The organism is Vibrio sp. JC009, assembly GCF_029016485.1.
GTDB lineage: Bacteria > Pseudomonadota > Gammaproteobacteria > Enterobacterales > Vibrionaceae > Vibrio.
Map to the genome: position 1 here is coordinate 475,337 of NZ_CP092106.1, position 24,850 is coordinate 500,186.

The 24,850-nt window shown below is 48.2% G+C and carries 17 protein-coding genes; 4 read left to right on the forward strand and 13 right to left on the reverse strand.

The genetic code is table 11. The features are described from left to right. Window positions 1–10 precede the first annotated feature (10 nt). The 7 genes from L3Q72_RS02335 to L3Q72_RS02365 form a co-directional block, all read right to left on the reverse strand. Window positions 11–2,416 carry a N,N'-diacetylchitobiose phosphorylase gene (locus tag L3Q72_RS02335; protein ID WP_275131076.1) on the reverse strand — a complete coding sequence of 802 codons (2,406 nt, stop codon included), beginning with the start codon at window positions 2,414–2,416 and terminating at the stop codon, window positions 11–13. A gap of 58 nt (window positions 2,417–2,474) precedes the next feature. Further along, window positions 2,475–4,187 carry a glycoside hydrolase family 9 protein gene (locus tag L3Q72_RS02340; RefSeq protein WP_275131077.1) on the reverse strand — a complete coding sequence of 571 codons (1,713 nt, stop codon included), beginning with the start codon at window positions 4,185–4,187 and terminating at the stop codon, window positions 2,475–2,477. Window positions 4,188–4,400: 213 nt separating this feature from the next. Continuing rightward, the gene (locus L3Q72_RS02345) at window positions 4,401–5,393 is read right to left on the reverse strand and encodes an ABC transporter ATP-binding protein (RefSeq protein WP_275131078.1); all 993 of its coding nucleotides are present in this window, start codon (window positions 5,391–5,393) and stop codon (window positions 4,401–4,403) included. 28 nt (window positions 5,394–5,421) lie between these two features. After that, on the reverse strand, window positions 5,422–6,405 hold the full coding sequence (locus L3Q72_RS02350; protein WP_275131079.1) for an ABC transporter ATP-binding protein: 984 nt from the start codon (window positions 6,403–6,405) through the stop codon (window positions 5,422–5,424). 4 nt (window positions 6,406–6,409) lie between these two features. Further along, window positions 6,410–7,435, reverse strand: a complete 1,026-nt coding sequence (locus tag L3Q72_RS02355; protein WP_275131080.1) for an ABC transporter permease — start codon at window positions 7,433–7,435, stop codon at window positions 6,410–6,412. A gap of 2 nt (window positions 7,436–7,437) precedes the next feature. After that, window positions 7,438–8,424: an ABC transporter permease gene (locus tag L3Q72_RS02360; RefSeq protein WP_275131081.1), complete on the reverse strand. Its 987-nt coding sequence runs from the start codon at window positions 8,422–8,424 to the stop codon at window positions 7,438–7,440. A 148-nt stretch (window positions 8,425–8,572) separates the two neighbouring features. After that, window positions 8,573–10,240, reverse strand: a complete 1,668-nt coding sequence (locus L3Q72_RS02365) for an ABC transporter substrate-binding protein (RefSeq protein ID WP_275131082.1) — start codon at window positions 10,238–10,240, stop codon at window positions 8,573–8,575. A 498-nt stretch (window positions 10,241–10,738) separates the two neighbouring features. Between L3Q72_RS02365 and L3Q72_RS02370 the strand changes: the two genes are divergently transcribed. Further along, window positions 10,739–10,873 (forward strand): entericidin EcnAB, encoded by a 135-nt coding sequence (locus tag L3Q72_RS02370; RefSeq protein ID WP_275131083.1) that lies wholly within the window; start codon window positions 10,739–10,741, stop codon window positions 10,871–10,873. Between the two features lie 24 nt (window positions 10,874–10,897). Here the strand turns inward: L3Q72_RS02370 and L3Q72_RS02375 are convergent, their stop codons facing one another. The 4 genes from L3Q72_RS02375 to hemL all read right to left on the reverse strand — a co-directional run bounded on the left by L3Q72_RS02375 (window position 10,898) and on the right by hemL (window position 18,413). Next, entirely contained in the window at window positions 10,898–14,242 is a 3,345-nt protein-coding gene (locus L3Q72_RS02375; protein ID WP_275131084.1) for an ATP-binding protein, read from the reverse strand. A 133-nt stretch (window positions 14,243–14,375) separates the two neighbouring features. Beyond that, window positions 14,376–15,398: a 16S rRNA (guanine(1207)-N(2))-methyltransferase RsmC gene (gene rsmC / locus L3Q72_RS02380; protein WP_275131085.1), complete on the reverse strand. Its 1,023-nt coding sequence runs from the start codon at window positions 15,396–15,398 to the stop codon at window positions 14,376–14,378. Between the two features lie 199 nt (window positions 15,399–15,597). Beyond that, window positions 15,598–16,683 (reverse strand): AI-2E family transporter, encoded by a 1,086-nt coding sequence (locus L3Q72_RS02385; protein WP_275131086.1) that lies wholly within the window; start codon window positions 16,681–16,683, stop codon window positions 15,598–15,600. Between the two features lie 437 nt (window positions 16,684–17,120). After that, the gene (hemL, locus tag L3Q72_RS02390; RefSeq protein WP_275131087.1) at window positions 17,121–18,413 is read right to left on the reverse strand and encodes a glutamate-1-semialdehyde 2,1-aminomutase; all 1,293 of its coding nucleotides are present in this window, start codon (window positions 18,411–18,413) and stop codon (window positions 17,121–17,123) included. A gap of 272 nt (window positions 18,414–18,685) precedes the next feature. Between hemL and erpA the strand changes: the two genes are divergently transcribed. The 3 genes from erpA (at window position 18,686) to L3Q72_RS02405 (ending at window position 23,374) form a co-directional block, all read left to right on the forward strand. Further along, a complete protein-coding gene (erpA, locus tag L3Q72_RS02395; RefSeq protein WP_275131088.1) occupies window positions 18,686–19,027 on the forward strand; it encodes an iron-sulfur cluster insertion protein ErpA in 342 nt (113 codons plus the stop codon). A 115-nt stretch (window positions 19,028–19,142) separates the two neighbouring features. Beyond that, the gene (locus L3Q72_RS02400; RefSeq protein ID WP_275131089.1) at window positions 19,143–20,243 is read left to right on the forward strand and encodes an efflux RND transporter periplasmic adaptor subunit; all 1,101 of its coding nucleotides are present in this window, start codon (window positions 19,143–19,145) and stop codon (window positions 20,241–20,243) included. Between the two features lie 14 nt (window positions 20,244–20,257). Continuing rightward, window positions 20,258–23,374: an efflux RND transporter permease subunit gene (locus tag L3Q72_RS02405; protein WP_275131090.1), complete on the forward strand. Its 3,117-nt coding sequence runs from the start codon at window positions 20,258–20,260 to the stop codon at window positions 23,372–23,374. Here the strand turns inward: L3Q72_RS02405 and L3Q72_RS02410 are convergent. Both L3Q72_RS02410 and L3Q72_RS02415 read right to left on the reverse strand, forming a co-directional pair. Next, complete coding sequence (locus L3Q72_RS02410; RefSeq protein WP_275131091.1) at window positions 23,364–24,398, reverse strand: M23 family metallopeptidase; 1,035 nt, start codon at window positions 24,396–24,398, stop codon at window positions 23,364–23,366. The genes L3Q72_RS02405 and L3Q72_RS02410 overlap by 11 nt on opposite strands. Window positions 24,399–24,452: 54 nt before the next feature. Continuing rightward, complete coding sequence (locus tag L3Q72_RS02415) at window positions 24,453–24,815, reverse strand: PilZ domain-containing protein (RefSeq protein WP_275131092.1); 363 nt, start codon at window positions 24,813–24,815, stop codon at window positions 24,453–24,455. Window positions 24,816–24,850: the final 35 nt, after the last annotated feature.

Consider the following 24,850-nt stretch of genomic DNA (forward strand, 5'->3'; position numbering starts at 1 on the left):
TCCGGTCTCCTTAGCCCATAGTCACGCTGATATAGTTGACACTTCCCTGTGCCTGAGGAGCGATAGCTCCCGTCACTTCAGTCCCGTTTAGCGTGACTTGTTTTACACCCTTACTGACGTTGTCGGGATTCTTTACTTCAATATGGTATGTCGCTCCGCGCCACTCACGCTGGACCTCAAAGCCTGGCCACTCTTTTGGAATACATGGGTCAATAATCAGGCCGTCAAAGCTTAATCTCACACCCAGAATATGGTTGGTTGCTGCAATATATGCCCAGCCGGAAGTGCCGGTCAGCCATGGGTGGTTCGCTCTGCCATGATCCTGATGGTCTTTGCCCATAATGAACTGAACATAAGAGTATGGTTCGGTGATGCGGGTTTCGATCATCTCGTTCTGGTTATACGGATTCAGGGCGTCGTAGAACTTCATTGCCCTGTCTCCCCGGCCAAGCTTAGCTTCAGCAACCCAGGCCCATGGGTTAGGGTGCGAGAAGATGGCGCCGTTCTCTTTTACTCCCTGATAGACACGGGTAACAAAGCCGATATCATCATCTGGTGTGGCAAAGGAAGGGGCATTCAGATGCAGTCCGTAGTCTGAATAGAGATATTCATCGACTGCGTTCATGGCTTTTGTGCCGCGCTCTTCTGAAACCGCACCGGAAACTACTGCCCAGGTGTTTGATTCAAGATGAACCTTGCCTTCCTCCTGTTCACTGGTTCCGATTTTTTCTCCGTTTTTCGTGATGCCACGGATATACCAGCCACCTTCTTCATCCCAGAGGTGAGTTTCACAGACATCTTTTACTTTATTTGCCATGGCCTGATAGCGGGTAACATCTTCGCCTCTGCCAAGGTAACGGGCCAGATGGACAAACTCATTGAGTGACCAGTAATGCAGGAAGGAAACCATGGATGACTCGCCACCACCAAGGTTCAGGCAGTCATTCCAGTCAGCTCTCAAACCCTTTGCTACCCCGGTTTTGCCTACATGTATGTCGGTAAACTCCAGCGCTGCTTTCATATGATCATAAACGCAGGCTTCGCCGCCATCGGCATAGGGAATCACCTCGTCAAAGAACTTCGTCTCGCCAGTCTCCATCACATAGCGGCAGATGGTCGGGATCAGCCAGAGGTGATCGTCTGAGCAGGTATCATCAATGCCGTGGATCTTATCTTCATCACCTGGTGTCGGTACAACGGTTGGTGACTTTGAAGGCTCAACACTGGCTTTTTCAGGATCAAACCAGTCGGGATCAAAAAGATGCAGGCCATAACCGGCTTTTACCTGACCGCGAAGCAGATCCACAATTCGCTTTCTGGTCATTTCAGGGTTGGAGTGAGGAACGGCCATGGCATCCTGAGCGGTATCCCTGTAACCAAGGCCGGTTCTTCCTCCCACTTCAATAAAAGAGGCGAAACGGGACCAGACCACACAGGTCTCGGCCTGATAAAGTGTCCAGGCGTTAATCATGGTATCCAGCCCTTTGTTCGGGGACTTCACCTGAAACTTACTGCAACGCTTATCCCAGTGAGCCTTGATATCGTTAAAGGCCTTATCAATATTCTCCGGATTCTGATATTTGTTTCTTAATCTTTCTCCATTGCCTTTGCCTAGCCCTAGAATAAAGGCAAAGCGCACCTCTTCACCCGGCTGGATAACAAACTGCTTATGCAGCGATCCGCACTGGTTGTAACAGGTTTGAGTCTGGTTTGAACAATGTCCTTTCTCCACTGCAACCGGGTTGGACTCATCCCGGTACAGGCCAAGGAAGTTATCTCTCTGACCATCGTAGCTGTCAGGCGTGAAGGTGGAAGCCAGATAGTAAAAGCCTTCAAACTCGTCTGTGTTGTAGAAAAGATCGTATTCAATCACCCCTTCTCTGTATTCCGTGCCGCCGGAATAAAGTGACATCTGATGGTTCTGATTGTCGGAAGCGATATGGCTGAAGGAGAACTCAACAAAAGAGAAAGCACTGATGGTTCTTGGTTTATCTGAATTGTTTTTAATCACCAGATCCCAGACTTCGGCATCTTCGCCCTTTGGCACAAACAGAGTTTTGGTTGCGGTTATACCGCTATAGTCACAACGGAATTTTGAATAGGAGAGGCCATGACGAACTTCGTAGTCAGCCTCTTCAAGGCTCTTTGCCACCGGCTGCCATGAAACAGACCAGTAATCGCCGCTCTCATCATCTCGCAGATAGACATAGTGTCCCGGACGGTCAAAGGGTGCATTAGGGCGGAACTTGGTTACCCGGTTGTATTCCGGTGAATTATAGAATGAGTACCCTCCGGCGTTCTGCGAGATTACCGTGCAGAATTTTTCCGTGCCCAGATAGTTCGTCCACGGAGCCGGCGTGTCCGGCCTGGTGATAACATATTCGCGATTTTCATTGTCGAAATAACCGTATTGCATTGAAACTTCCTTCTAGATGTTCTTTTTCAGTTGTTTTTGTTGATTAAAAATCAGGGAATTACTCTCTTGTTGAACAGGTAAACTGGCAGATAACGGCGAGCAGGAACCAGGCTCCGTGGGGGATCCATTGCTCTCCCCAGCGCCAGTTTTGCAGCATGTCATCTTTCTGTTTCTCCGGGTTAAAGGCGATATCTTCCTCGTCTTCAAAACCTGCGGTGATTCCGTTGCAGATCCCTCCTTTAGCATTGTTAAAGCCCTGGTGAGGGAGGTAGTCCGGGTTGTTATGACCGTGCCCGTCCAGCATGCAGATATCGAAAGGGTTAAGGCCGGTAATCCAGTTCAGTGCATTCTGCGCATAATCTGACAGCGTTTTTTCTAACCTGAGAGAAGGAACGGCTTCGGTTGCCAGATAGGCGGCGCAGGCCAGAGAAGCCAGCCGGGCGTTTTCCCCCTGCCACCAGTAACCGGACTCATTGTCCTGAGCAATAAAAAACGCCTCGCGCTTATTGCCCGAAACTGACTTAACGTACTGCCTTGGATAACCAAAGGGATTGATGACCTTTTGAGTTACTGTGAGCTCAAAGATCATGGCAACCCCGACTTTTGATTTTATTGATTTTTTTATTTCTTCATCGGTTTCGATTGCAAGATATTCACAAAGAGCGATAACCGGCATGCCCGCTTCCGAGGCATGAAAATAGGGACGAGAGCCGTCATGGTTTGCTGACCAGTAATATGAAAACTGATTATCTGTGTGCTGGCGTCTGGCAAGCCTTGCCGCCCATTCCCGGGCTTCAGTCAGATAACAACTTTTTTCTGTCGTGCGGTAGAGTTCCACGCAGGCTAACAGAGCGCAGTACTCATCGATGATATTTTCTTCACCATCGGGCAGGTAGCGCAGGTTATTTTCTCTCAGATGCCGGTAGCCTTTTTCGGCGCATTCCAGATAGGTTTTCTGGCCGAATTCGCCGTGATAAATAAAACGGGCAGCAGATGCCAGAGCAGCAATTGCAACTCCACCCCCTTGGCGAAACGCTGCCTCAAAATCGTCGGATTTAATGCCCTCCTGAGTTGAGTAACAGCAAAGCTCCCGCTGCTTGCTGTCTTTACTCCACTTATCAAACACTGTCATATAGAAAAAGCCGGATGGATCCTGCATGCGAACCAGAAAATCCGCGCCATGCAAAGCTTCTTCCAGAAGACGGCTTTTCAGAAAAGGCGGGAAATCAGTTTTACTGTCAAGCAACTGATGACCCTTCAGCATATTCCAGACAACCATTGGCGTTTGCTGAGGGTTCAGGTAATTGGCATAAGAGAGGTGACTCAGGTACTTACTCACATCTCCGGATGCATCGTACCAGCCGCCTCTTGCATCAATGCACAAATCGCTATCCAGCAGAGGTACATTTTTATCCTGCTGTTCATAGATCCCGCCGCAGCGTTGAGATTTAAAATAGTGAAGGAGATCTGAGAAGGTGTGCGTAATCAGCACATCTTCATCAATAATAAACACGTGAGAACGGGCCTCTCCCACAGCCAGATAGTAGGATCCTTTTTCAGTCCAGCGTGAGAGATCTATGCTGTAGAAGAGACCGCAGTGCCAGTTGGCCACTCTGCCCTGATAGAGCAGATCAAACTCAGCGACGCACTCCTTACTTTCCCCCGAAATAAGTTGTGCGGTTAATGGCTGAGTCAGCTTTTTACCGGTCATGAGAATGGCTTTTTTCTCTCCCGTCAATTCATAACCTATGTGGTTGGTTAGCAGCTGCATATCGTTCTCCGGTTTAAAAATGGGGTTATAGGGCTATGGGGTTTTTAGGCCCTGGGCCCTGGGATTTTTTACTCTGTAGCTGAGGGGCACTCTGGGTGGGTGTGGCGGAGCAAACATAAAATGTACATGGATGTACATTTGTGAGCGCCCATGGATGGCCTGAGCGTTTTGCGCAGCCATACCCACCCAGAGTGACCTATCTCTGAACTCAAATTATTCAAACAAGTAACAACGCACAAAATGGTTGTCGGACAACTTAGTTACTCCTGGTAACTGTTCTTTACAGCGGGCTGTTGCATGTATGCAGCGGCCGGCGAAAGGGCAGCCTGTGGAGTCAGGTGTCCAGAGCGGGATCTCTCCCTTATTGCCTTTGAGCTTTTCGTGGATCGACTTTTTAGGATCCGGAACGGCGGAAACCAGAAGCTGGGTATAAGGGTGCTGTGGATCGTGAATGATCTCTTCCGTATCTCCCCATTCCACCATATGGCCCACGTACATTACCGCCAGATCTTCCGCGATATAGCGGGCTGTGGCGATATCGTGAGTGATGTAGAGCAGAGACATCTGCTTCTCAAATTTCATCTCTTCCATCAGGTTCAGAACCCCGGCCCGGATAGAGACATCCAGCATAGAAGTTGGCTCATCGGCCAGAACCACCTCAGCGCCCACAGCGATATTGCGTGCAAGGTTTACCCGCTGGCGCTGACCACCGGAAAGCTGGTGCGGGTACTTAGCTGCCGTTTCCTTTGGCGGGATAAGACCCACCTGTTCCAGTAGATCATAAACCCGCTCCTGCAGCTCTTTTTTGTTCCCCTTCGTCACCTTCTTGTGGATCAGAAGCGGTCTGGCGATATGGTGGAATATGGTGTGGGTCGGATTGAGTGAACCGAAGGGATCCTGCCAGACCATCTGCACGCCTTCGCGGTACTTCATCAGGTCTGCACGCTTCTGAATTGTCTGGATATCACGGCCCTTGTACTCGATATGCCCGCCGGTGGGGGCGTACATCCTGGCGATCATCTTAGCCGTAGTTGACTTGCCTGAACCGGATTCCCCGACAACAGCCAGACCCCGGCTTTTATACATTCTGAATGACACATCATTAATTGCGCGCATCATAGGCTGCTTTAGTGCGTTGCTGGTGATAGGAAAATCCTTAATCAGGTTATTACCTTCAACCAGCAGTTCGCCGAAATGGTTACTCATAGTTATCTCCTCAAATTCCCGTTACTGTTTACACTTGTGCCAGAGCTATCTGCTCGCCATACAGGTGGCAGTTGGAGAAGCGGTTCGGCTTAATTTGTCTTAGTTGTGTCGTTTGCTGACGGCATATCTCGCTGACTTTTTCGCATCGCGCCTGAAAACGACACCCCTGCGGAATTTCAAGTAAATTAAGCGGATTGCCGGGAATACCCGTCAGCTTGGTCTTTGGTCCTGTTAACGGAGGGAACGAGCTTCCCAGACCTTTGGTGTACGGGTGATAAGGGCTTTCAAGAATATCCTTTGAAGGTGCGACTTCTATCAGTTCACCTGAATACATGATCCCGATACGATCCGAGAACTCCACCATCAGAGAAAGGTCATGGGTGATAAACATAATCGAGAACCCGAACTCTTCTTTCAGCGCATAGATTTTTTGCAGAATCTCCCTCTGAACCACCACATCCAGCGCCGTTGTCGGTTCATCCATAATGATCATCTTCGGATTCAGGGCCAGAGCAATGGCGATCACCAGACGCTGACGCATACCACCTGAGAACTGGTGCGGATAGTCAGTTAAACGGCTTGGATGAATATCCACTATTTCCAGCAGACCTTCCGCCCGGCTTTTCGCCTGCTGGCGGGTCATACTGGTGTGACGCATAATCACATCACAGAATTGCTCTTCCATGGTCAGAACCGGGTTCAGCGCATTCATTGCACTCTGGAAAACCATGGACATCTCACTCCAGCGGAATGACTGCATTCTGGCATCGCTGTATTTAAGGATATCCTCACCGTTGAAGAACACTTCTCCTCCGGTGATAAACGCTGGTGGCTTATGCAGCCGCATCAGTGAAAAGGCCACGGTGGATTTACCGCATCCGGATTCACCGGCCAGACCGAAAACCTCACCTTTACCAATATCGAAACTGATATTGTTGCAGGCACGGACATCACCGGCGTCAGTGATATAGTCGACGCACAGATTACGGATTGAAATTAACGGATTAGTCATAGGGTTACTCTCCATCCCATAGTTCTTTACGCTGAGGGAATAGTTCTGGTTGGCGCTCTTGCTTGTCTTTTTTTGCCATCTTCTTCCAGCGTTTCATTCCCTTGTGGGAGCGAAGCTGAGGGTTGGCAATTTCATCGACAGCGAAGTTAAGCAGGGCAAGGCCGGTAACAAGCAGTGTCAGGGACAGACACGGAGCAAGCAGTTCCCACCATGCGCCGATTAGCATGGAAGATGACGTCTGTACGTTGTACAGCATGATGCCCCAGCTGATGGTGTTCGGGTCGCCCAGACCAAGGAAGGAAATGGTCGCTTCCATCATGATGGCGTACATCACCGAGCCGATAAAACTGGCGCCCACAATGGAGATCAGGTTTGGCAGTATTTCCACAAAGATGATGCGCCATGACTTCTCACCAAGTACTTCGGCCGCTTTAACAAACTCCTTTTCACGCAGGGCAAGAGTCTGTGAGCGGATGACCCTTGCGCCCCAGGCCCAGGAGGTACAGCCGATAATCAGAGCAATAGTGAGCGGCCCGGCTTCACCGATAAAGGCGGCAACCACAAACAGCAGCGGGTACTGAGGAATCACCAGCATAATGTTCATAGCAGCGGTAAGAAAATCATCCACCCGTCCGCCAAAGTAACCGGCTGAAACGCCAATGACAGTTGCCAGAAAACAGACGGTCAGGCCTGCACCAAAACCAACGGCAAGTGAAACCCTTGCACCGTACGCCACCTGAGACCAGATATCGCGCCCCATGCGGGAAGTGCCCAGCACATGATCGGCTTCTTTCGACATATGCATTGTGCGGCGGTCGGTGGCAAGGCTCTGCGCCACCCATCCGTCCGGATTACCTTGCGCACTCTTGACCACAAAGGCCGGATATTCGTGTGGGTTACCGCTCCGCTTGTCCGGAGCGTGCTTGGTGATTAAAGGCGCGGCAAGCGCAATAAAGATAAATATGCCCAGTATAGATACGCCGGTCAGCGCCATACGGTTACCCAGAATTAGCTTAATAAAACCTTTCATAATTATTTGCCTCCCTTACGCAGGCGAGGGTCAAGAACCACATAAAGCATGTCTGCCAGCAGGTTAAAGCAGAGCATAAACAGCGTCATAATCAGCAGTTGTCCCTGAAGAACCTGATAGTCACGGGCTGTGATGGCGTTAAACAGAACAGTGCCAAGACCCGGATAGTTAAAGATAATTTCGATAATCAGCTGACCACCGATAGCCATGCCCAGAGACATGGACAAAGCAGTTACACTTGGCAGCAGAGCGTTTCTGGCGGCGTAGTTAAAGACCACCCGGTTTTCGCTCAGGCCCTTACCCTTTGCCATGGTGATATAGTCTTCAGCCAGCAGGTTGATCATGTTGTTACGCATGTTCACCAGAAAGCCGCCAATCTGAACGACAGATGCACAGAAAAGAGGAAGCACAGCGTGATAGGCAACGTCTTTAATAAATGCCCAGCTAGTCCAGTCAGGCGTGCTGCCTGGTGTATAGGCATAGCCGGTCGGGAACCATTTAAAGCCGATGGCAAAGACAAACATCGCCAGCATAGCGATAACCACCTGAGGAACCGCCTGAATAATCAGAGTGCCCGGTGTGACCATGGCGTCGTATTTACTGCCCCGCTTCCAGGCGGCAAATATGCCCAGGATGGAACCTATGGAGAAGGAGATAACCACAGCGGTGCCGGCAAGGAACAAAGACCAGCCAAAGGCACTGCCCAGAAGTTCGTTTACGCTTAGCGGATAAAACTTAATTGAGGTACCCAGCTCCCAGCTCAGGATGCTTTTCATATAGGTCAGGTACTGCATCCAGATTGGACCGTCGACAAAACCAAGAAGCTGTTTCATAGCTTCAATACGTTCCGGGGTAACCTGTGTGGTCGCATTGGCGAACATCATGGTGACCGGATCGCCCGGCATGGCCCGGGGGATAATAAAATTCAGTGTTGCGGCGACAAGCAGCGCAATCAGATAAAAAGAGAGTCGTCTCAGAAAATAACCCATAACTTACACCTTACTTAATCCAGATATTTGCTGACTCTGGTGTCAGTAGCTCTGTTTTTAGAACGAATCATCCCCTGACGAACTGGCGCCATAATTATTGCTTTGGGGATTGCGGCGCACCGGGGTACGCCGCCTGGAGTGTTGTGAATCAGTTCACTGGTTTAAGGTCCAGCACATGAAGCAGACGCTCCGGAATACCGGCCCAGATATTTGGACGGCCCTGAGGGTTTTCTTCATTCCACCATCCGGTAAAGCGGGTGGTGTTGTACTGATACATATTGGCACCGGAGAGAACCGGAATCGTCACCTGATTTTCAGCGATGATTCTCTGAATGCCGTGGGCAATCTTCATCTGCTCACCTTTGTCAGCCGTTTTGTAGAAGCTGTCCAGCAACTGATCCAGTTTGTCATTCTGGAAGAAGTGCATGGCAAAGCGCGGCATGCCTTCACCTTTCTGAAGTGCTGAGCTGTAGCCACTGTGCCAGTACTTGTGCGGGTCTGCACCGTGGAAGTAGTTGGTGTAAGCGACATCGTAAGTTGCGTCCAGCATCGCCTGGTTATATACCGCAAACTCAGGAGTACGGGCGCGCGCCTTAATACCGGCTTCGTTTAGCTGTTCAACGGCAAGCTGCACTGTGTTGTTAAAGTCAGTCCAGCCGTTTGGTGACTGAATCAGCAGCTCAAAAGTCTTTCCTGATGGCGTTTCAACAAAGCCATCTTTGTTGATGTCTTTAAATCCGGCTTTTGCCAGCAGATCCTTCGCTCCTTGTGTGTCGTAGGTATTAAATTTCTTGAATTTCTCATGGGTATCCTTATCTGACCAGGCTTCAAATGCGTAGCCAAGGCCGGATGCAAAGTCATTGACTGTGCCACCGCCATAGAAGGCGATATCAATAATGGTCTGGCGATCCAACGCCATAGAGAAGGCGCGGCGGAAATCCACATTGTTCAGGGCTTCATGCTTAGCCGGATCAGGGTTTTTGTAGTTAACCACAAATGCCTGAGTACCGGATGCCGGATACCAGTAGTGATGGTTCGGGCTGGCTGCGGCATAGGTGCGGTCGATATCCGGCACAAATGAAGAGGTCCAGTCCAGTTCTGAGTTTACGATTTTACCCAGCAGCTGATCGTTGTTGGCAATCTGAGGCACGCGCAGACAATCAACCTTCAGGCTCGCATTATCCCAGTAGTTCGGGTTGCGGCACTGAATGTAGAGCTGCGGAGTAAAGGTGTCGATTTCGGTAAAAGGACCTGTACCCACCGGCTGCTCATTGGTGAAGGTTGTCGGGTCTTTTACCTCTTTCCAGATATGTTTAGCGACAACCGGAACATGAGACATTTCGTACGGGACATTTGAGTTTTCTTCTGTCAGCTTAAACTCAACCTTATGAGCATTGACTTTGTTAACGGACTTAATCCATTTGTTGATGCCGCGCTGGTCCAGCTCTGGTTTTTGCTCCAGAAGCTTATAGGAGAAGACAACGTCATCTGCAGTGAAGGCTTTACCGTCAGACCATTTTACCCCCTTGCGAAGGTCAAAAGTCACGGTCATCAGGTCATCCGACATAGAGAAGTTTTCTGCCAGACGCATAACCGGCGTATTGCCGTGCATCTCATTGAAAACCACCAGAGGTTCATAGATAAAGTCGGTTGTGGTGCGAAGGTTAGTTGCAAGATAGGGGTTAAAGTTTCTAACCATAGTCGGATAGAAGTCGGGTACGATGGTTAGCTCACTTCTGGCTAGAGCCTGAGCTGAGACGCTTGTAGCTGCAATGACAGTTGTTGCAACGATCGTCTTTTTAATCATGGTAAGCATAGCTGTTCCTTACTATTTGGATTCATTATTTCCTGACCTTGCTACCTAAGCTCTCCTTAACCGGATAACTCAGTGGCCTGTAGCCCTGGTCCGTAAGTAAGAAAACATCTTGCTGCTAATTTGGTCAATTAGCGGTTCCGTTAATAACGTCAAAATGGTTTTCTGTTACGTAAAAAACGTTAAAAATGGTGCAATTTATTGGTTTGTATAGAGAAAAGCTTGTGTGATATTGGTCACTTTCCTTTCTGGTCTTTCTGTTTGTGTGAGTGCTCACTACCTTTATTCTCTATTTTTATTGGTGTGTTAGCTTGGTTACTTATGAAGTTGATAGTCATCACACCAGAGTTTGTGAAGGGAAAAGTTGCTGTAGGGAAAAGGTGACAGTTTGTCGTGATAGAGATCCCGATATAGATAATTATCAGTTTTGCATATCTAATCTGGTTTGCCTGCTTGATATTTTGTACGATAAACAGATAGGTATAAATCAAGGAAAGTAAAATGAAATTGTCTGTTATTGCTCTGATGGCTGCTCTGTTTCTGGCAGGTTGTTCCAATACCTGGCAAGGTGTAAAGGATGACTCGTCTAAGATCTGGAAGGATACGAAAGAAGCTATCCATGAGGCTACAGAGTAGCCATCATACATAGCTTCTGAGGCGTCAGATAAGTTTGGCTAACTGGCTTCTTAGCTGCTCAAGCTCTTTGCGCTGGTCTGTATCCTGGTCTGCGCATTTATCCAGAATATAGTCCAGAGAGCTGAGGACGGTGCGCCACCTTGGGGTTTTTGGCAGGGTTTCCAGTCTGAGGTATTTGTCCAGCGTACGGGTCTGCAGAGTGCTTCTGTCCAGATAAACCCGCCACAGACCGCTGGCTTCAGCAAAGTCGAACTTGCTTTTGCCTGTGGAGGTTTCCCAGTAGCCGATGGCTGTTGTCATTGCAGCAACCAGCAGCTCTCGGAGTTGTTGCTGTTTATCCTGAGCGTTTCCGCTGACCTTCTGCACCACTTCCTTAAACTCATCGCCCAGATTCTGAAGCTGTTCCAGTTTGTCCTTATCTCCCTCGCAGGCGTAGGAAGAGAGTACTTCAACCGCGGTTTCCAGGCTGTGTATCCTTTCGCTGCTGGCAGACTTTCCGCTATCAAAGATAAACAGCAAACGGATACCTGAGCTTTCTGGAAGCGTAATAATATCGCCCGGTATTTTTCGTTGCCGGTCACCGGTGAAGATTTCTATATCGCCGCTGTATTGATCCGTCAGCATGTAGCAGTACTTTCTGGCGATAAGCTCGTTCAGGTGGGAGCGTGTAAGCTGGCCGGCGGTCTTTTTGAAAAGCATAGATGCAGCCTGATTAGCAAAGATAACCTTATCTTCCAGGTTAACGCAGAGGATAGCTTCCTGTGTGGAGTCCAGCCTCTCAAGCAGGGTTTTCTGGGCCATGAGCAGCTCTGTTTCTGTGATTTTCTGGCTTTCAACCTCCTGTTGCAGCTGGTGGTTTTCTAAAAGGCTGGTTTGCGTTTTACCGGCTGCCAGATTGGTGGAAACTCTTGCGGTCAGCTCCTGCTTGCTAAAGGGTTTTATCAGATAATCATTGGCTCCGGACCCGAACCCTTTTGTTCTTTCTTCCGTTTGATTTTGAGAAGTGAGCATAATGACAGGCAGCTCTGCCTGGCTGAATTCGTTGCGAATTGATTCACAAATCTCATAGCTGCTGATCCCCGGAAGCATAATGTCCAGCAATAAGATTTCCGGCTGCTCTTCCTGTATCTGTTTTAGCACTTCACATCCTTCAGAGGAGGTGATTACGCGGTAGCCTTCATAGCGTAAAAAGCTTTCAACCACCTGGAGAGTCACAGGGTTTGCGTCGGCCACCAGGATAAGCGGTCCGTCACTGTTTTCAGGAAAAGCGGAGCTATCAGGCTCTGGCTGCTTTGGTATTTCAGGCAGCTGAAAGTGAACCGGGTGAGTTTCCTTTGCCAGTTCCGAGTTATCTTCAGAAGCCAGAGGCAGGCTGAAGCTGAAGGTTGTTCCAACATATGGCTGACTGCTGATATAAAGATTACCGCCCATTAACTCAATTAGCTGATAGCTGATGGAAAGGCCGATCCCGGTTCCCTGCCTGAATTTGTCAGCATGTTCCAGGTATTGCGGCGGGATCCCCTGGCCGGTATCCACGATCTGTACTCTGACATGGTGATTTAAAGCCGTGGCTGAAATGACGATCTTACCCTCATGAGTGTATCTGACAGCGTTGCCGATAAGGTTGTAGAGAACCTGCTCGAGCCTTTCCGGATCGGCGGAGATTTTGGGCAGTTCGTCCGGGATCTGGTTCAGAATACGGATTCGTTTTCCCTTCAGAAGATGGCCGGATAACTGCAAAACCAGGCTGGTGGCAGAAAACAGATCCGTTGCCTGTTTATTTATCTCCATATGACCATAACGCATCTTATGATAATCCAGCAGGTCATCAACCAGATTAGACAGGCGCTTGCCGCTATTTATGATGATCTCTAACTGGTATTTCTGATGGGCCGGAACAGAGCCGATGGAACCTGAGGCCAGTGCTTCTGCGATTCCTATAATTCCGTGAAGCGGCGTTCGCAACTCATAGGAAGTGGAGGCCAGGAATTCGTCCTTGAGTTTATCTGCCTGCTGAAGCTCCAGGTTTTGCTGGCGGATAAGTCTGAGATTTTTTTCCAGCTCATCATTTTGTTTACCTATGGTGAGTATTTTTTCCCGGATAGACGCGCGCATCCTTTCAAAGCTGACAGCCAGACGGCCTATTTCATCGGTTCTGTCGGTGCTGAGCATATTGTGTTCCAGTTCGCCTGCTGAGACTTTTTCTGCTGCCCAGGTTAGTTTAAGCAGCGGGTCGGTTATAAAGCGGGACAAAAAATGCGAAGCGATAACCACAAGTGCAAATGCCAGAAGCATAGCGGCAATAAAGACTTTTTTCAGATGATGAACTCTGGCATAGGCGACATCTTCTGAAAGCTGAACCGAGAGCGCCCAGTTTAGTCCCATAAAGGAAACCGGAGCGGATGCTGCTATTATTCTTTCGCCTTTGGAGTTGGTGTAAGTATTTACTTCTGTAATACCCTTCAGAGCGCGGTTTACTGCGTACTGGTTGTTGTTAATGTCTTCCTGAGCGAGTGAAGAGGATCTTGAAGTCAGGTCAGAGCCGGTAAGCAGGAGCTGAAGCGCATCGCTGTTGTCATCAACCAGCACATCGATTCCCTCAAGCGGGAGGCGGAACAGGGCATAGCTGTGCAGATAGCCTTGCTGAACAATCGGAGCGGCAAACCATGCATAACTATTTTCGTGCTCTGCTGAAAAATCAGAGATAACCACAGGAAGTGTTTCATCCGGCCTGCTCTGATATGAATTCATTTCCTTCCGGATTCTCAGAAAAGTGATTCCCAGATTGGTGCTCTTGTAGTTATCGCTTAGCAGGTTCGCTCCAATATTGTCACTTTTTAGTGTTGAATAGGCGACGTTCCCTTCAAAGTCGACCAGGAGAATATCGTCAAAATCAGAGCGTTTGAGATGTTCCACATAACCTCTGTGGTATCTCTTGTGCAGCAGACGGTATCTTTCTGTGCTGGTGTAGTCCTTAGACTTTTTATTTACCGAGGTCTTTATTTTATCTCCGGAGCCAGTGATATAGCGCTGCTTAAGATTTGTCCGCGCCTCTTCAATATCAGAGCCAAGCAGCCGGAAGGCCTTGACCAGACCATAGAAGCGTCCGCCACTGGCATAGGCAAGCTCTGAGCGGACGAAACCGGAAACCTCGGTTCTTTTGGCTTCAAAATAGTCCAGTATCTGTTGCTGTTTGGTGTCCCGCACCGACACCAGATACGAGTGGCTCTGCTCCTGCAGATCTTTGCTGTGGGAGTGGAGAAAAAAGAGGGCAATTAAGGTGAGGGGAATCAGGCTCAGAGTCAGAAAAGCTGTCATCAGTGTGTTGCGAAGCTTCTTAAATAGGTTCTTTTTTCTCTTTTTAATCATATGACTGCATAAGATGGGGCTGGGTGGTTGCTTACTCTAGCATCTTATTTTTAGTCAACAATAAAGTTTTTTGATATACGGGTAGGGTCACGCAAAAATAGGCAATCAAAGGGAGGTTGCCTATTGATGTCAGTTATTTTGATGCGTGGTAAATAGCGAATTTATTGGTCTTATTTATTGTCGCGTAATTAGTGAAACTTTCCTGAATGATTGGCTGATACTTAAGGAAGCTGTTAGCAACGATATAGAGTTCACCTGATGCATTCAGATATTCCGGCGCCTTTTCCAGCAGGGTTTCTGTTGCGCTGTAGCTGGTATCCAGACCTGAATGGAAAGGAGGGTTGCTGATGATAAAGTCGTAGTCCTTGCTGGTATCCGAATAAACATCAGAGGCAAACACTTTTGCGTTTGCACCGTTGGCAGCCAGTGTTTGTTTACTTGAAGCGATGGCTAAGGCGCTGATATCGCACATTTCCAGTTCAATACCCGGATTGGTGACTGCCATGACGGCACCTAGTACACCGGCGCCGCAGCCAAAGTCCAGTACCTTGCCTTTTAGTGATGGCAGGGAGTCTACAAGTAGTTGACTGCCGATATCAAATTCACCATGGCTGAATACACCCGGAAGACTTTTTACAGTGATTTCATTGCCGGACACATTTAGGGTGTAGGTTTTGTACCAGTCTTGCAGGACAAAAGCAGCAGGCTCATTTATGCACTGTCCCCAGTAGAAAGAGCTGCGTCTTGCTGAGTCATATTTCTTAATCGGGCCGTAGGGTTTAAAGAACTTTTCAATGCTTTTCACACCGGAGCGGTTTTCACCCACCACCACAATTTCAGTCTCAGTGCCCAGCTTGCTCAGCAGCATAGCCAGCAGATATTCCGCTTCTGCCTTTGCTTTAGGCCAGTAAAGCAGAATCATATCAGCGCCGGTTTCTTCGGTTAGTTCAACATCAAAGATACGTTTCACAGAGGTCTGTCTCTCTAACTGACGGTAGTAGCCGTAGTTAGTGGTAAATACAGTAACAGACTCACAATGCTTAGCCAGTTCCACCGGAAACAGATCTTCGGCTTCACCGGCAACAAGCACATGCTTGCCTGCAAAGTATTCAAGTTGACGTTCTGCGATTTGGCTTGGTGCGATATAAGAGGACATGAAAAGACCTGAGTGAAAAAATTTGCGCCGATTTTCGCATAATCTGGCGGCATGATGAAGAAGAAAAGGGGCTTTGGCAGCTAGATAAATGTCTGGATAACGGAGGACGCTGGAACAGTAAGGATAAAGGGTGTGAGTATAAAAATGAGGATTTGGATAGTGGAGCTGTCGCAAAACAGCTCCACTTAATTGCTCTGCTTTAACTGTTATCCTGATTTTTCAGGAAGTTATGGAACTCATCTTCATAGATGTTAAACAGCACTATGGTGATGGCAAAGACCAGCGGGCCGTAGATTAAACCAATTAGACCGAATAGCTGAATACCTCCCAGCAGGGAGAAGAAGATCATCAGGGTATTCATCCCGGCACTGCCTTGCATCAGGAAAGGTCTGAGCAGGTTGTCGATAGAGCCAACCACAACGGCACTCCAGACCGCTAAGAAAATCGCCCAGGTTACATCGCCGGTAAAAAACAGATAAAGGGATGCAGGAATCCAGATCAGTGCGGTTCCCACAACGGGAATAAATGAAGCAAAGCCGAACATGGTTCCCCAGAACAGGCCCGGGAATCCTACTATCCACATACCAATGCCCCCGGCCACACCCTGTGCAATGGCGGTTAAAAATGATCCCAACACAGCTGACTTGGACACTTTTTCTATCTCTTCCAGAAGCTTATCTTCCTGGCTGCGGGAAAACGGCAGGATATGGCGCAGAGCTTTAATGATAGTGTCGTGGTCTCTTAACAGGAAGAAGAGCACAAACAGCATCAGGAAAAAGTCCATCAGGAAGTTGGTGGCATCACCCAGTATTTTGGCGCTAAGGGCAACCAGATTGGAACCAAAGGTGCTCGCATACTGGCCAATTTTTGTTGCTATCTCTTGTGGCTCAACGCTCTCAAAAGGCAGATACTGGTTAGCGAAATCCAGAGCTTTGACTATCCATGGATTTTCAAACAATTTCTGAATGCCGCCGTCGGTAACCCAGGTATAAATATTCTGCGACGCATGAGAACCCTGCTGGACGATAGCCCCGAACACGGTTAGCAAAGGGATAACGATAATAAAGGTCAGCACAATACAGGAAACCAGTGACGCCATGTTTCTGTGTGTGGGCATTTTACGTTCAATCCGCTCATGAATCGGAAACATCATCAGCGAAATGATAAAGGCCATCACAATGGAGTTCACATAAGGTTCAACAATCAGGTAACAGCCAAAGGCCGCCGCCAACAGCGCAACGATAAGCACCCAATGGCTTGAAGATATTTTTGCTTTATCTGACACGAGACAATCCTTTCGCAATATTTAGGGGTATATGATGGCGGTTTATCAAGTGGTTAGCAAATGGTGTGGGGGATTTTTGGGGATAGTGGCTATTTGTTGAAAATTGATAATGGGGTTACAGGTTACAGGCTGACTCTTATACACAAATATTAAAGTGACCAGAGAACGGTTCTCCCCCTTGAGTGAAAAAGTCTAACTGGTTGATAAAGCTAATAGAAGGGGGAGTTAGAGGGGGTTGGTTATGCCATGTATGGTTAAAGCACCAAAACTTAAACCCATGAGAAACAACCCCTCCCAGCCTCCCCTTCGATGTTACTTCTTCGAAAATCCGGCCTTTCGAGGCTAAGGGGAGGAGCATTCTTTGGCTTCTTAAACTTGTGTATAAGAGTCAAGGTTACAGGTTACAGGCGGTTATACCCGTAACCCGTAACCTATTTTTAATCCTCTGCCGCCAATCGCGCAAAACACCTATCCGCAGCTTCCAGTGTTTTCTCAATATCCTTATCGGTATGAGCCAGAGAGGTGAAGCTTGCTTCGAATGCAGACGGTGCAAGGTAAACGCCTTCGCCCAGCATATAGTGGAAGAACTTCTTAAAGCGCTCTACATCGCATTTACACACTTCTTCAAAGCTGGTGACTTTTTCCTGGTCGGTAAAGAAGAAGCCGAACATACCGCCAACCTGACTAACAAGCAGCGGGATGTTGTTTTTAGCTGCCATTGCCTTAAAGCCTTCAGCCAGTTTTTTGGTGATTTCAGCAAGACGGGCTTCGTTGCCTTCTTTTTTCAGCTCGTTCAGGCAAGCAAAACCGGCAGCCATCGCAATCGGGTTACCTGAAAGCGTACCTGCCTGATATACAGGGCCTGTCGGTGCGATATATTGCATTACTTCCTTGCGGCCGCCGAAAGCGCCAACCGGCATACCGCCGCCGATAACTTTGCCTAGTGTGGTCAAATCAGGTTTGATGTTGTAGTAAGCCTGAGCACAGCCCTGAGCCACGCGGAAACCTGTCATTACTTCATCAAAGATAAGCAGCGCGCCTTCAGCGTCACAGATCTCTCTCAGACCTTCAAGGAAGCCTTCAACCGGAGGAATGCAGTTCATGTTGCCTGCAACAGGTTCAACGATAATACAGGCGATTTCGCCTTTATTTGCTCTGAACAGAGACTTAACCGATTCCAAGTCGTTAAATGTTGCCGTTAGCGTATGCTTGGCAAAATCAGCAGGAACACCCGGTGAGCTTGGCTGACCAAGAGTCAGCGCACCAGAGCCTGCTTTAACCAGCAGGCTGTCAGCGTGGCCGTGGTAACAACCTTCGAACTTCAGCAGCTTGTCTCTGCCGGTAAAGCCACGGGCAAGACGGATAGCACTCATGGTTGCTTCTGTGCCTGAACTTACCATTCTTACCTGCTCCATAGACGGAACAAGTTCAGAGACCAGCTCAGCCATGGAGATTTCCATTTCCGTCGGAGCACCAAAGCTCAGACCGCGGTGCGCCGCTTCAATCACTGCATCACGGATTGCCGGATGGTTGTGACCCAGAATCATAGGTCCCCATGAGCCAACGTAATCGATATATTCTTTGCCGTCCGCATCTGTGATCAAAGGGCCGTCAGCCTTCTCAATGAAAATTGGTGAGCCGCCAACGCCGTTAAATGCTCGTACCGGCGAGTTTACGCCACCTGGAATCTTATCCTGAGCCTTTTGATATAGTTCCACTGATTTGGTCATTGAATTATCCTCGTTGTGTTGGTTAGGGAGAGCCCTATTTTGTGACCTTGTTTTGCATTGTAACCAGAGAAGATTTTTTTTCATTAATTAACAAGTGCTTTTTTAGCGAATTACCTAAAAAGTGATATAAAGCGACTAACTGCTGGTATATTGCTGAGCAGAATACTTGAACAAAACAGTCAGGTATTAGATAATCACCCGATTATCAGTTTTGATACATACTGAAGCACAACTATTATTATTTGAGTGCAATGTGAGTGAGAGAGGTCGTCGTGAGCGAAGTTAGCGTACCATTAACATTTTCTGATGCGGCAGCATCAAGGGTTAAGACTCTGATTTTAGAAGAGGAAAATCCTAACCTGAAATTGCGCGTTTATATTACCGGTGGTGGTTGTAGCGGATTTCAGTATGGTTTCACATTTGATGAAGATGTGAACGAGGGAGATATGGTTATTGAGAAAAATGAGGTCACTCTGGTTGTAGACCCTATGAGTCTGCAATACCTGATTGGCGGAACGGTTGACTTTACTGATGGCCTGGAAGGATCGCGCTTTTTCGTAGATAACCCGAACGCAACAACAACCTGTGGCTGTGGCGCTTCATTCAGTGTCTGATTTTTAGACCAGCATCACCGCATTTCTCCTGCTATAACGATTAAGTTTGAGATACCATAAACCCTGCGTAATAACTTTATTACGCAGGGTTTTTTAATATAACAAGGATTTCGTTATGCGCCGGATAAGCCCCCTGACCTTCTTATCTCATCGTCCCTGGCTGATATCACTGCTGATCATTATTGGTTTATCTCTGTGGCTGTCCATGGGGATGCTTAAGGCTGAAGAGAGTTCTTCAACAGTGAAAAGCGAGCATGAACAGGCACCGCTTGCCAGAGTGGTTTATCAGACATTCACTCCTCAGAATACCGCTAAGAAGATCGACCTCTACGGCAGAACAGCGCCAGACCGGCAGGCGAAATTAGGTGCTGAAGTTGCGGGGAAAGTCACCGGACTATTGGTGAAAAAAGGTGATTTTGTAGAGAAAGGGCAGGGTGTTGTTCAGGTAGATAAAGCTAACCTGGAAACTCAGCTGGAAAGAGCCAAAGCATCTTTAAGGTTAAGAGAAAAAGAGTATAAAGCAGCTCAGTCTCTGAAAAGCAAAGGTCTTCAGGGGGAAGTGGCCTTTACTCAGGCGCAGTCATCTCTGATTGAGGCCAGGGCGCTGGTTAAAGATGCACAACTGGCAATAAAGAACTCCCTTATCAAGGCACCGTTTGACGGCATAGTGGATGATCTTTTTGTTGATCTTGGTGATTTTATCGGCGTCGGGGATCCGGTTTCTTCCTTTATCGATCTAAAAAAACTGGTGATAGAAGCGGATGTCAGCGAGCGGCATATACAGAGCCTGGAACTGAATCAGAAAGCGCGTATCCGGATGATTGGCGGACAGATTGTATACGGCAAGCTCAGATACATTTCCAGAGTTTCTTCTGTTGCCACCAATACCTTCCCGATTGAAGTGGAAATCGAAAACCGGGACGGAAAAATTCCGGCAGGTATCAGTGCAGAGGTTGAGCTTGAACTGGAAGCAACCAGAGCAATTAAAGTCACCCCCGCTATGCTGGCGCTGGATGAAAGCGGTAACCTTGGCGTTAAGACGGTCAAAGACAACATGATTAAGTTTGTTCCTATTCAGTTGGTAAAAGCTGAGCAGGACGGCGTCTGGCTGTCAGGCTTTGGTGATTCGGTGGATATTGTGACTGTCGGCCAGGGCTTTGTCCGCGATGGCGACCGGGTCATTGCCGTTAGCAAAAATCCTGATAATAGCCAGTAACAGCGGAGAGGACTATGTTTACGACGATTGATGCTGCGCTGTCACGCTCAAGGACAGTGATGACTCTGCTGGTTATGATTCTGATAGCAGGCGTTATCACCTATATCACGATTCCCAAGGAATCCAGTCCGGATATCACCATCCCGGTTATCTATGTCAGTGTCGGCCATCAGGGGATTTCTCCCGGAGATGCGGAGCGGCTGCTGGTTCGTCCTATAGAGCAGGAATTGCGTTCCATTGAAGGCGTTAAAGAGATGACCTCCACAGCTGCAGAAGGCCACGCCTCTGTGATGCTGGAGTTTAATGTGGGAATGGATCTCGATAAAGCCATGGCTGATGTGCGTGATGCCGTGGATCAGGCTAAGCCTAAACTTCCGGCTGACAGTGATGAGCCAACGGTTAATGAAGTGACGCTGGCATCCTTCCAGCCGGTACTTTCTGTTGTGCTGTACGGCAGTGTGCCAGAAAGAACCATAGTGCAGGTGGCACGTGAACTGGGCGATAAGCTGGAAAGCTATAAGCAGGTACTGGAAGTGGATATTGCCGGTGACCGTGAGGATATTGTTGAGATCATCGTCGATCCTCTGCTAATGGAAAGCTATAACCTGGACCAGGGCGATATCTACAATCTGATTGCTCTGAATAACAGAGTGGTTGCAGCCGGCTTTGTGGATACGGGTTACGGACGCTTTTCAGTAAAAGTTCCTTCGGTTTTTGACTCTTTAAAAGATGTTCTGGAACTGCCGATTAAAGTGGATGGCAAACAGGTGATTACCTTTGGTGATATTGCTACGGTAAGGCGCTCATTCCGCGACCCTGAAAGTTATGCAAGACTGGACGGTGAGTCAGCTGTTGTTCTGGATGTGAAAAAGCGCGCCGGTGAAAACATTATTGAAACCGTTGAACTGGTCAGGGCAATTATTGCCACAGCTGAGCAGCAGGAAGAGTGGCCGAACAACCTGATGGTGGAATATACCTGGGATGAATCTGAAGATGTGAAGATGATGCTGAACGATCTTCAGAACAATATCTTATCGGCCATTATTCTGGTGGTGATCGTCATTATCGCCATCCTTGGGGTAAGAACCGCCTTTCTTGTGGGTGTCTCTATTCCAGGCTCTTTCCTTACCGGACTTTTGGTATTAGCGGTGTTTGGCCTGACGGTGAACATCATCGTTCTTTTTTCGCTGATTATGGCGGTGGGGATGCTGGTGGATGGGGCCATAGTGGTTACCGAGTTTGCTGACCGGCGAATGCACGAAGGCAAAAACCGGGTTGATGCCTACCGCGATGCGGCAAAAAGGATGGCCTGGCCGATCATTGCATCCACAGCAACCACTCTGGCTGCCTTTGCACCACTGCTGTTCTGGCCGGATGTGACCGGCGAGTTTATGAAGTATCTGCCGATTACGCTCATCGCAACTTTGAGTGCATCACTGTTGATGGCACTGGTCTTTGTGCCGGTTCTGGGTAGCCTGATTGGTAAAGAGCAGTATATCAGACCTGAATTCCGGGCAGAGCTGGTTGCTCTGCATGACGGCGATTTTTCCAAGGCGACCGGTTTTACCAGGCTCTATTTTAATACCCTGTCGATTGCGATTAAGCATCCGGTAAAAATCTTTATCGGCGCAGTTTTGCTTGCTATCGGTGTTGGCTTTGCCTATTCCAAGGCCGGGTTGGGCGCCGAGTTTTTCCCGGAGGTGGACCCGCCTTCATTTACCATTAAGGTTCGCTCCTATGGTGATCTTTCTATTAATGAAAAAGATAAGATCATGCGCGAAATTGAATCTGTGGTTATCGGTGGCGAAGAGTTTGAGAGTGTATACACAAGAACCGGGGGAGGTGATTCTATCGGCCAGATTCAGGTGACTCCGGTGGACTGGCAGTACCGCAGACCGGTAAATGAAATTATTGAAGAGCTGAAGCAGAAAACTGATCAGTTTGCCGGTGTCGAAATCGAATATAAAAAACCGGAAGCCGGGCCGCCAAGCGATCATGATCTGGTGATTGAACTCTCTGCACGGGAGCAGGATAAGCTGGATGCTGCAACTAAGGTTGTCCGTCACTGGGCTGACAGCTATCCGGCATTTACCAACATAAGTGACAATTCTAAAAAACCGGGAATCGACTGGCAGATTGATATCAAGCGAGATGATGCAGGCCGTTTTGCCGCCGATGCAACCCTGGTGGGTAATACGGTTCAGTTTGTTACCAATGGCCTGAAGATAGGAGACTACCTGCCGGATGATGCCAATGAAGAAGTGGATATTCTGGTTCGTTTCCCTAAAGAGCAGAGAGATATCGGCCGCTTTGATGAGTTAAGAGTAAAGACTCCGGCAGGTCTGGTACCTATTACTAATTTTGCTGAAATCAGACCTGAGCAGAAGCAGGATACGATTCACCGTACCGATGGCAGACGCGTGTCAGAGGTGATGGCTGATATTAAGGGTGACTATAATCTGTCTATTGAGTTGCCGAAGATTGAAGCCAGGTTAAAAGAGCTGGGACTGACCGGAGTGGATTTTAAACTGAGAGGTAAGAACGAAGATCAGGATAAGTCCTCTGCTTTCCTGATGAAGGCCTTTGTTGTTGCTCTTGGTGTGATGGCCCTGATTCTGATCACCCAGTTCAACAGCTTCTATCAGGCATTTCTGATCCTCAGCGCCGTGCTGTTTTCCACCGTTGGTGTGTTTGCCGGTCTGCTGATCTTCCAGAAACCTTTCGGCATTGTTATGTCGGGAATCGGGGTTATCTCTCTGGCAGGTATCGTTGTAAATAACAATATCGTGCTTATCGATACTTTTAACCAACTGCTGAGACGGGGGTTAAGCCGTGAAGAGGCTATCTTAAGAACCGGTGTTCAGCGTCTGCGTCCGGTGATGCTGACCACAGTTACCACCATTCTCGGCCTTCTGCCTATGGTGCTTGAGATGAATATCGATATTGTTAATCAGAATATTGAGTTCGGAGCGCCGAGTACCCAGTGGTGGTCGCAACTGGCAACGGCTGTGGCTGGCGGGCTGGCTTTTGCAACAGCCCTGACTCTGGTGCTGACGCCATGCCTGCTGATGCTGGGAAGAAAGGACAAGTCCGCCAAACCAGCATCAGAGATGGAAGAGATTATTGAGTAGAAGCCTCATCCGGGGCTTCGGTTGAGCTTGCAGTGTTAATACTGTTATCCACATAAGGATGATTGGTCAGGTTAACCTGCAGGCGAACCACGTTATCAATCAGAGTGACCAGACTTGGCCAGCTTACCTTTTTCTCTTTCTCGAACAGAGTATCAAAGTTTTCCGGAGTCCATTTGATCAGGTTGTACGGGTTGAGATAACGCCCCAGAAAGCGGATTTCATAGTGCAGATGAGCTCCGGTGGAGGTGCCTGAGTTCCCGCATAGAGCAATTTGTTCCCCTTTACTGACAAACTGGCCCTTCTTCACTTTAAAGCCTTTCAGATGGGCATAAGAGGTTGAGAAACCGAATGAGTGTCTCAGGATCAGGAAGTTACCAAAGCCTTTTTTACTTGGACGCACGGTTTCCACTACACCATCAGCAGGAGTGTAAATTGGCTCTCCGCGCTTACAGGTCAGATCGATACCGGTGTGAAAATGTCTCTTTCCCGTTACCGGATTCAGTCTTCGCCCGAAAGGAGATGATATCCGGTTATAGTTCAAAGGTGTATCATTGGGGATCAGGCGGAACATGGTTGCTCGTACCGCAGAGTTCACCGCAGCCGTATCCATTCGTTGTTCCAGCGCCAGTTCAGCACTGTTTTCAGGCTCTTCCTCTGAAATACCCAGCACCTTTTCTACGTCGTAGACTCTTTTGTTCAGAATAAGAAGCTGGCTGTTTTTCGCTTCCAGTTCCTGATTCAGATGCAGGTTATTTTGAGCAAGCTGTTCAATATCGCTGTTCAGACTGACAATGCGGTTTTCTCTGCTGCTGATGGTTTGCTCCCGGTCACCAAGCTCATTCATTAGCTTTGAGAACGTTTTTTTAGCTGTATCCTGCTGCAGATTGTTCTGATACACAAAATAGCCCGCAACAGCAGGCGATAGAATAAGGGTTGCAAGCGTTACAAGTACGGTTTTCTTGCCAACGTGAAAGCTCTGTTCCCCTTTTGATGAGGGAATAGTTATTTTTATTTTCTTGGACATAAGGTTATGCGGTAGCGAAGTTCAGCTACCCGGTTGTTATTTGTTTTCTGTGACTTAGTCGTCTAAGTCAGATAATTGCTCTAATTCTCTGTGCAGCAGCTTTTCATCACCCACATTGAGTTCAACCAGTCTTCTCAGATGACTGATGCTGTCGATATCAATATGCTGAATCTTGGCTCTTAAATAGTTGTCGTTCAGATCAACAATTTCTGCCTGCAGAGAGATAATGATATCGCTTTCAGGGATATGAAAAAAGATATCTACCGGCTTTGACGTATCCAGCGGTTCACTTGGTGAAGAGAGAAGCAGACCATGTAACGATAAGTCCCTGATGGAACTAGTCGCTTTCACCTTCCCCTGGTGCAATTCTGCCGGAGCTTGATAAATGATACGCGAAAATCGACGTCTCTCGCTCATGATCCCTCACTTACAAATTAAGTTGTTTACTTTTT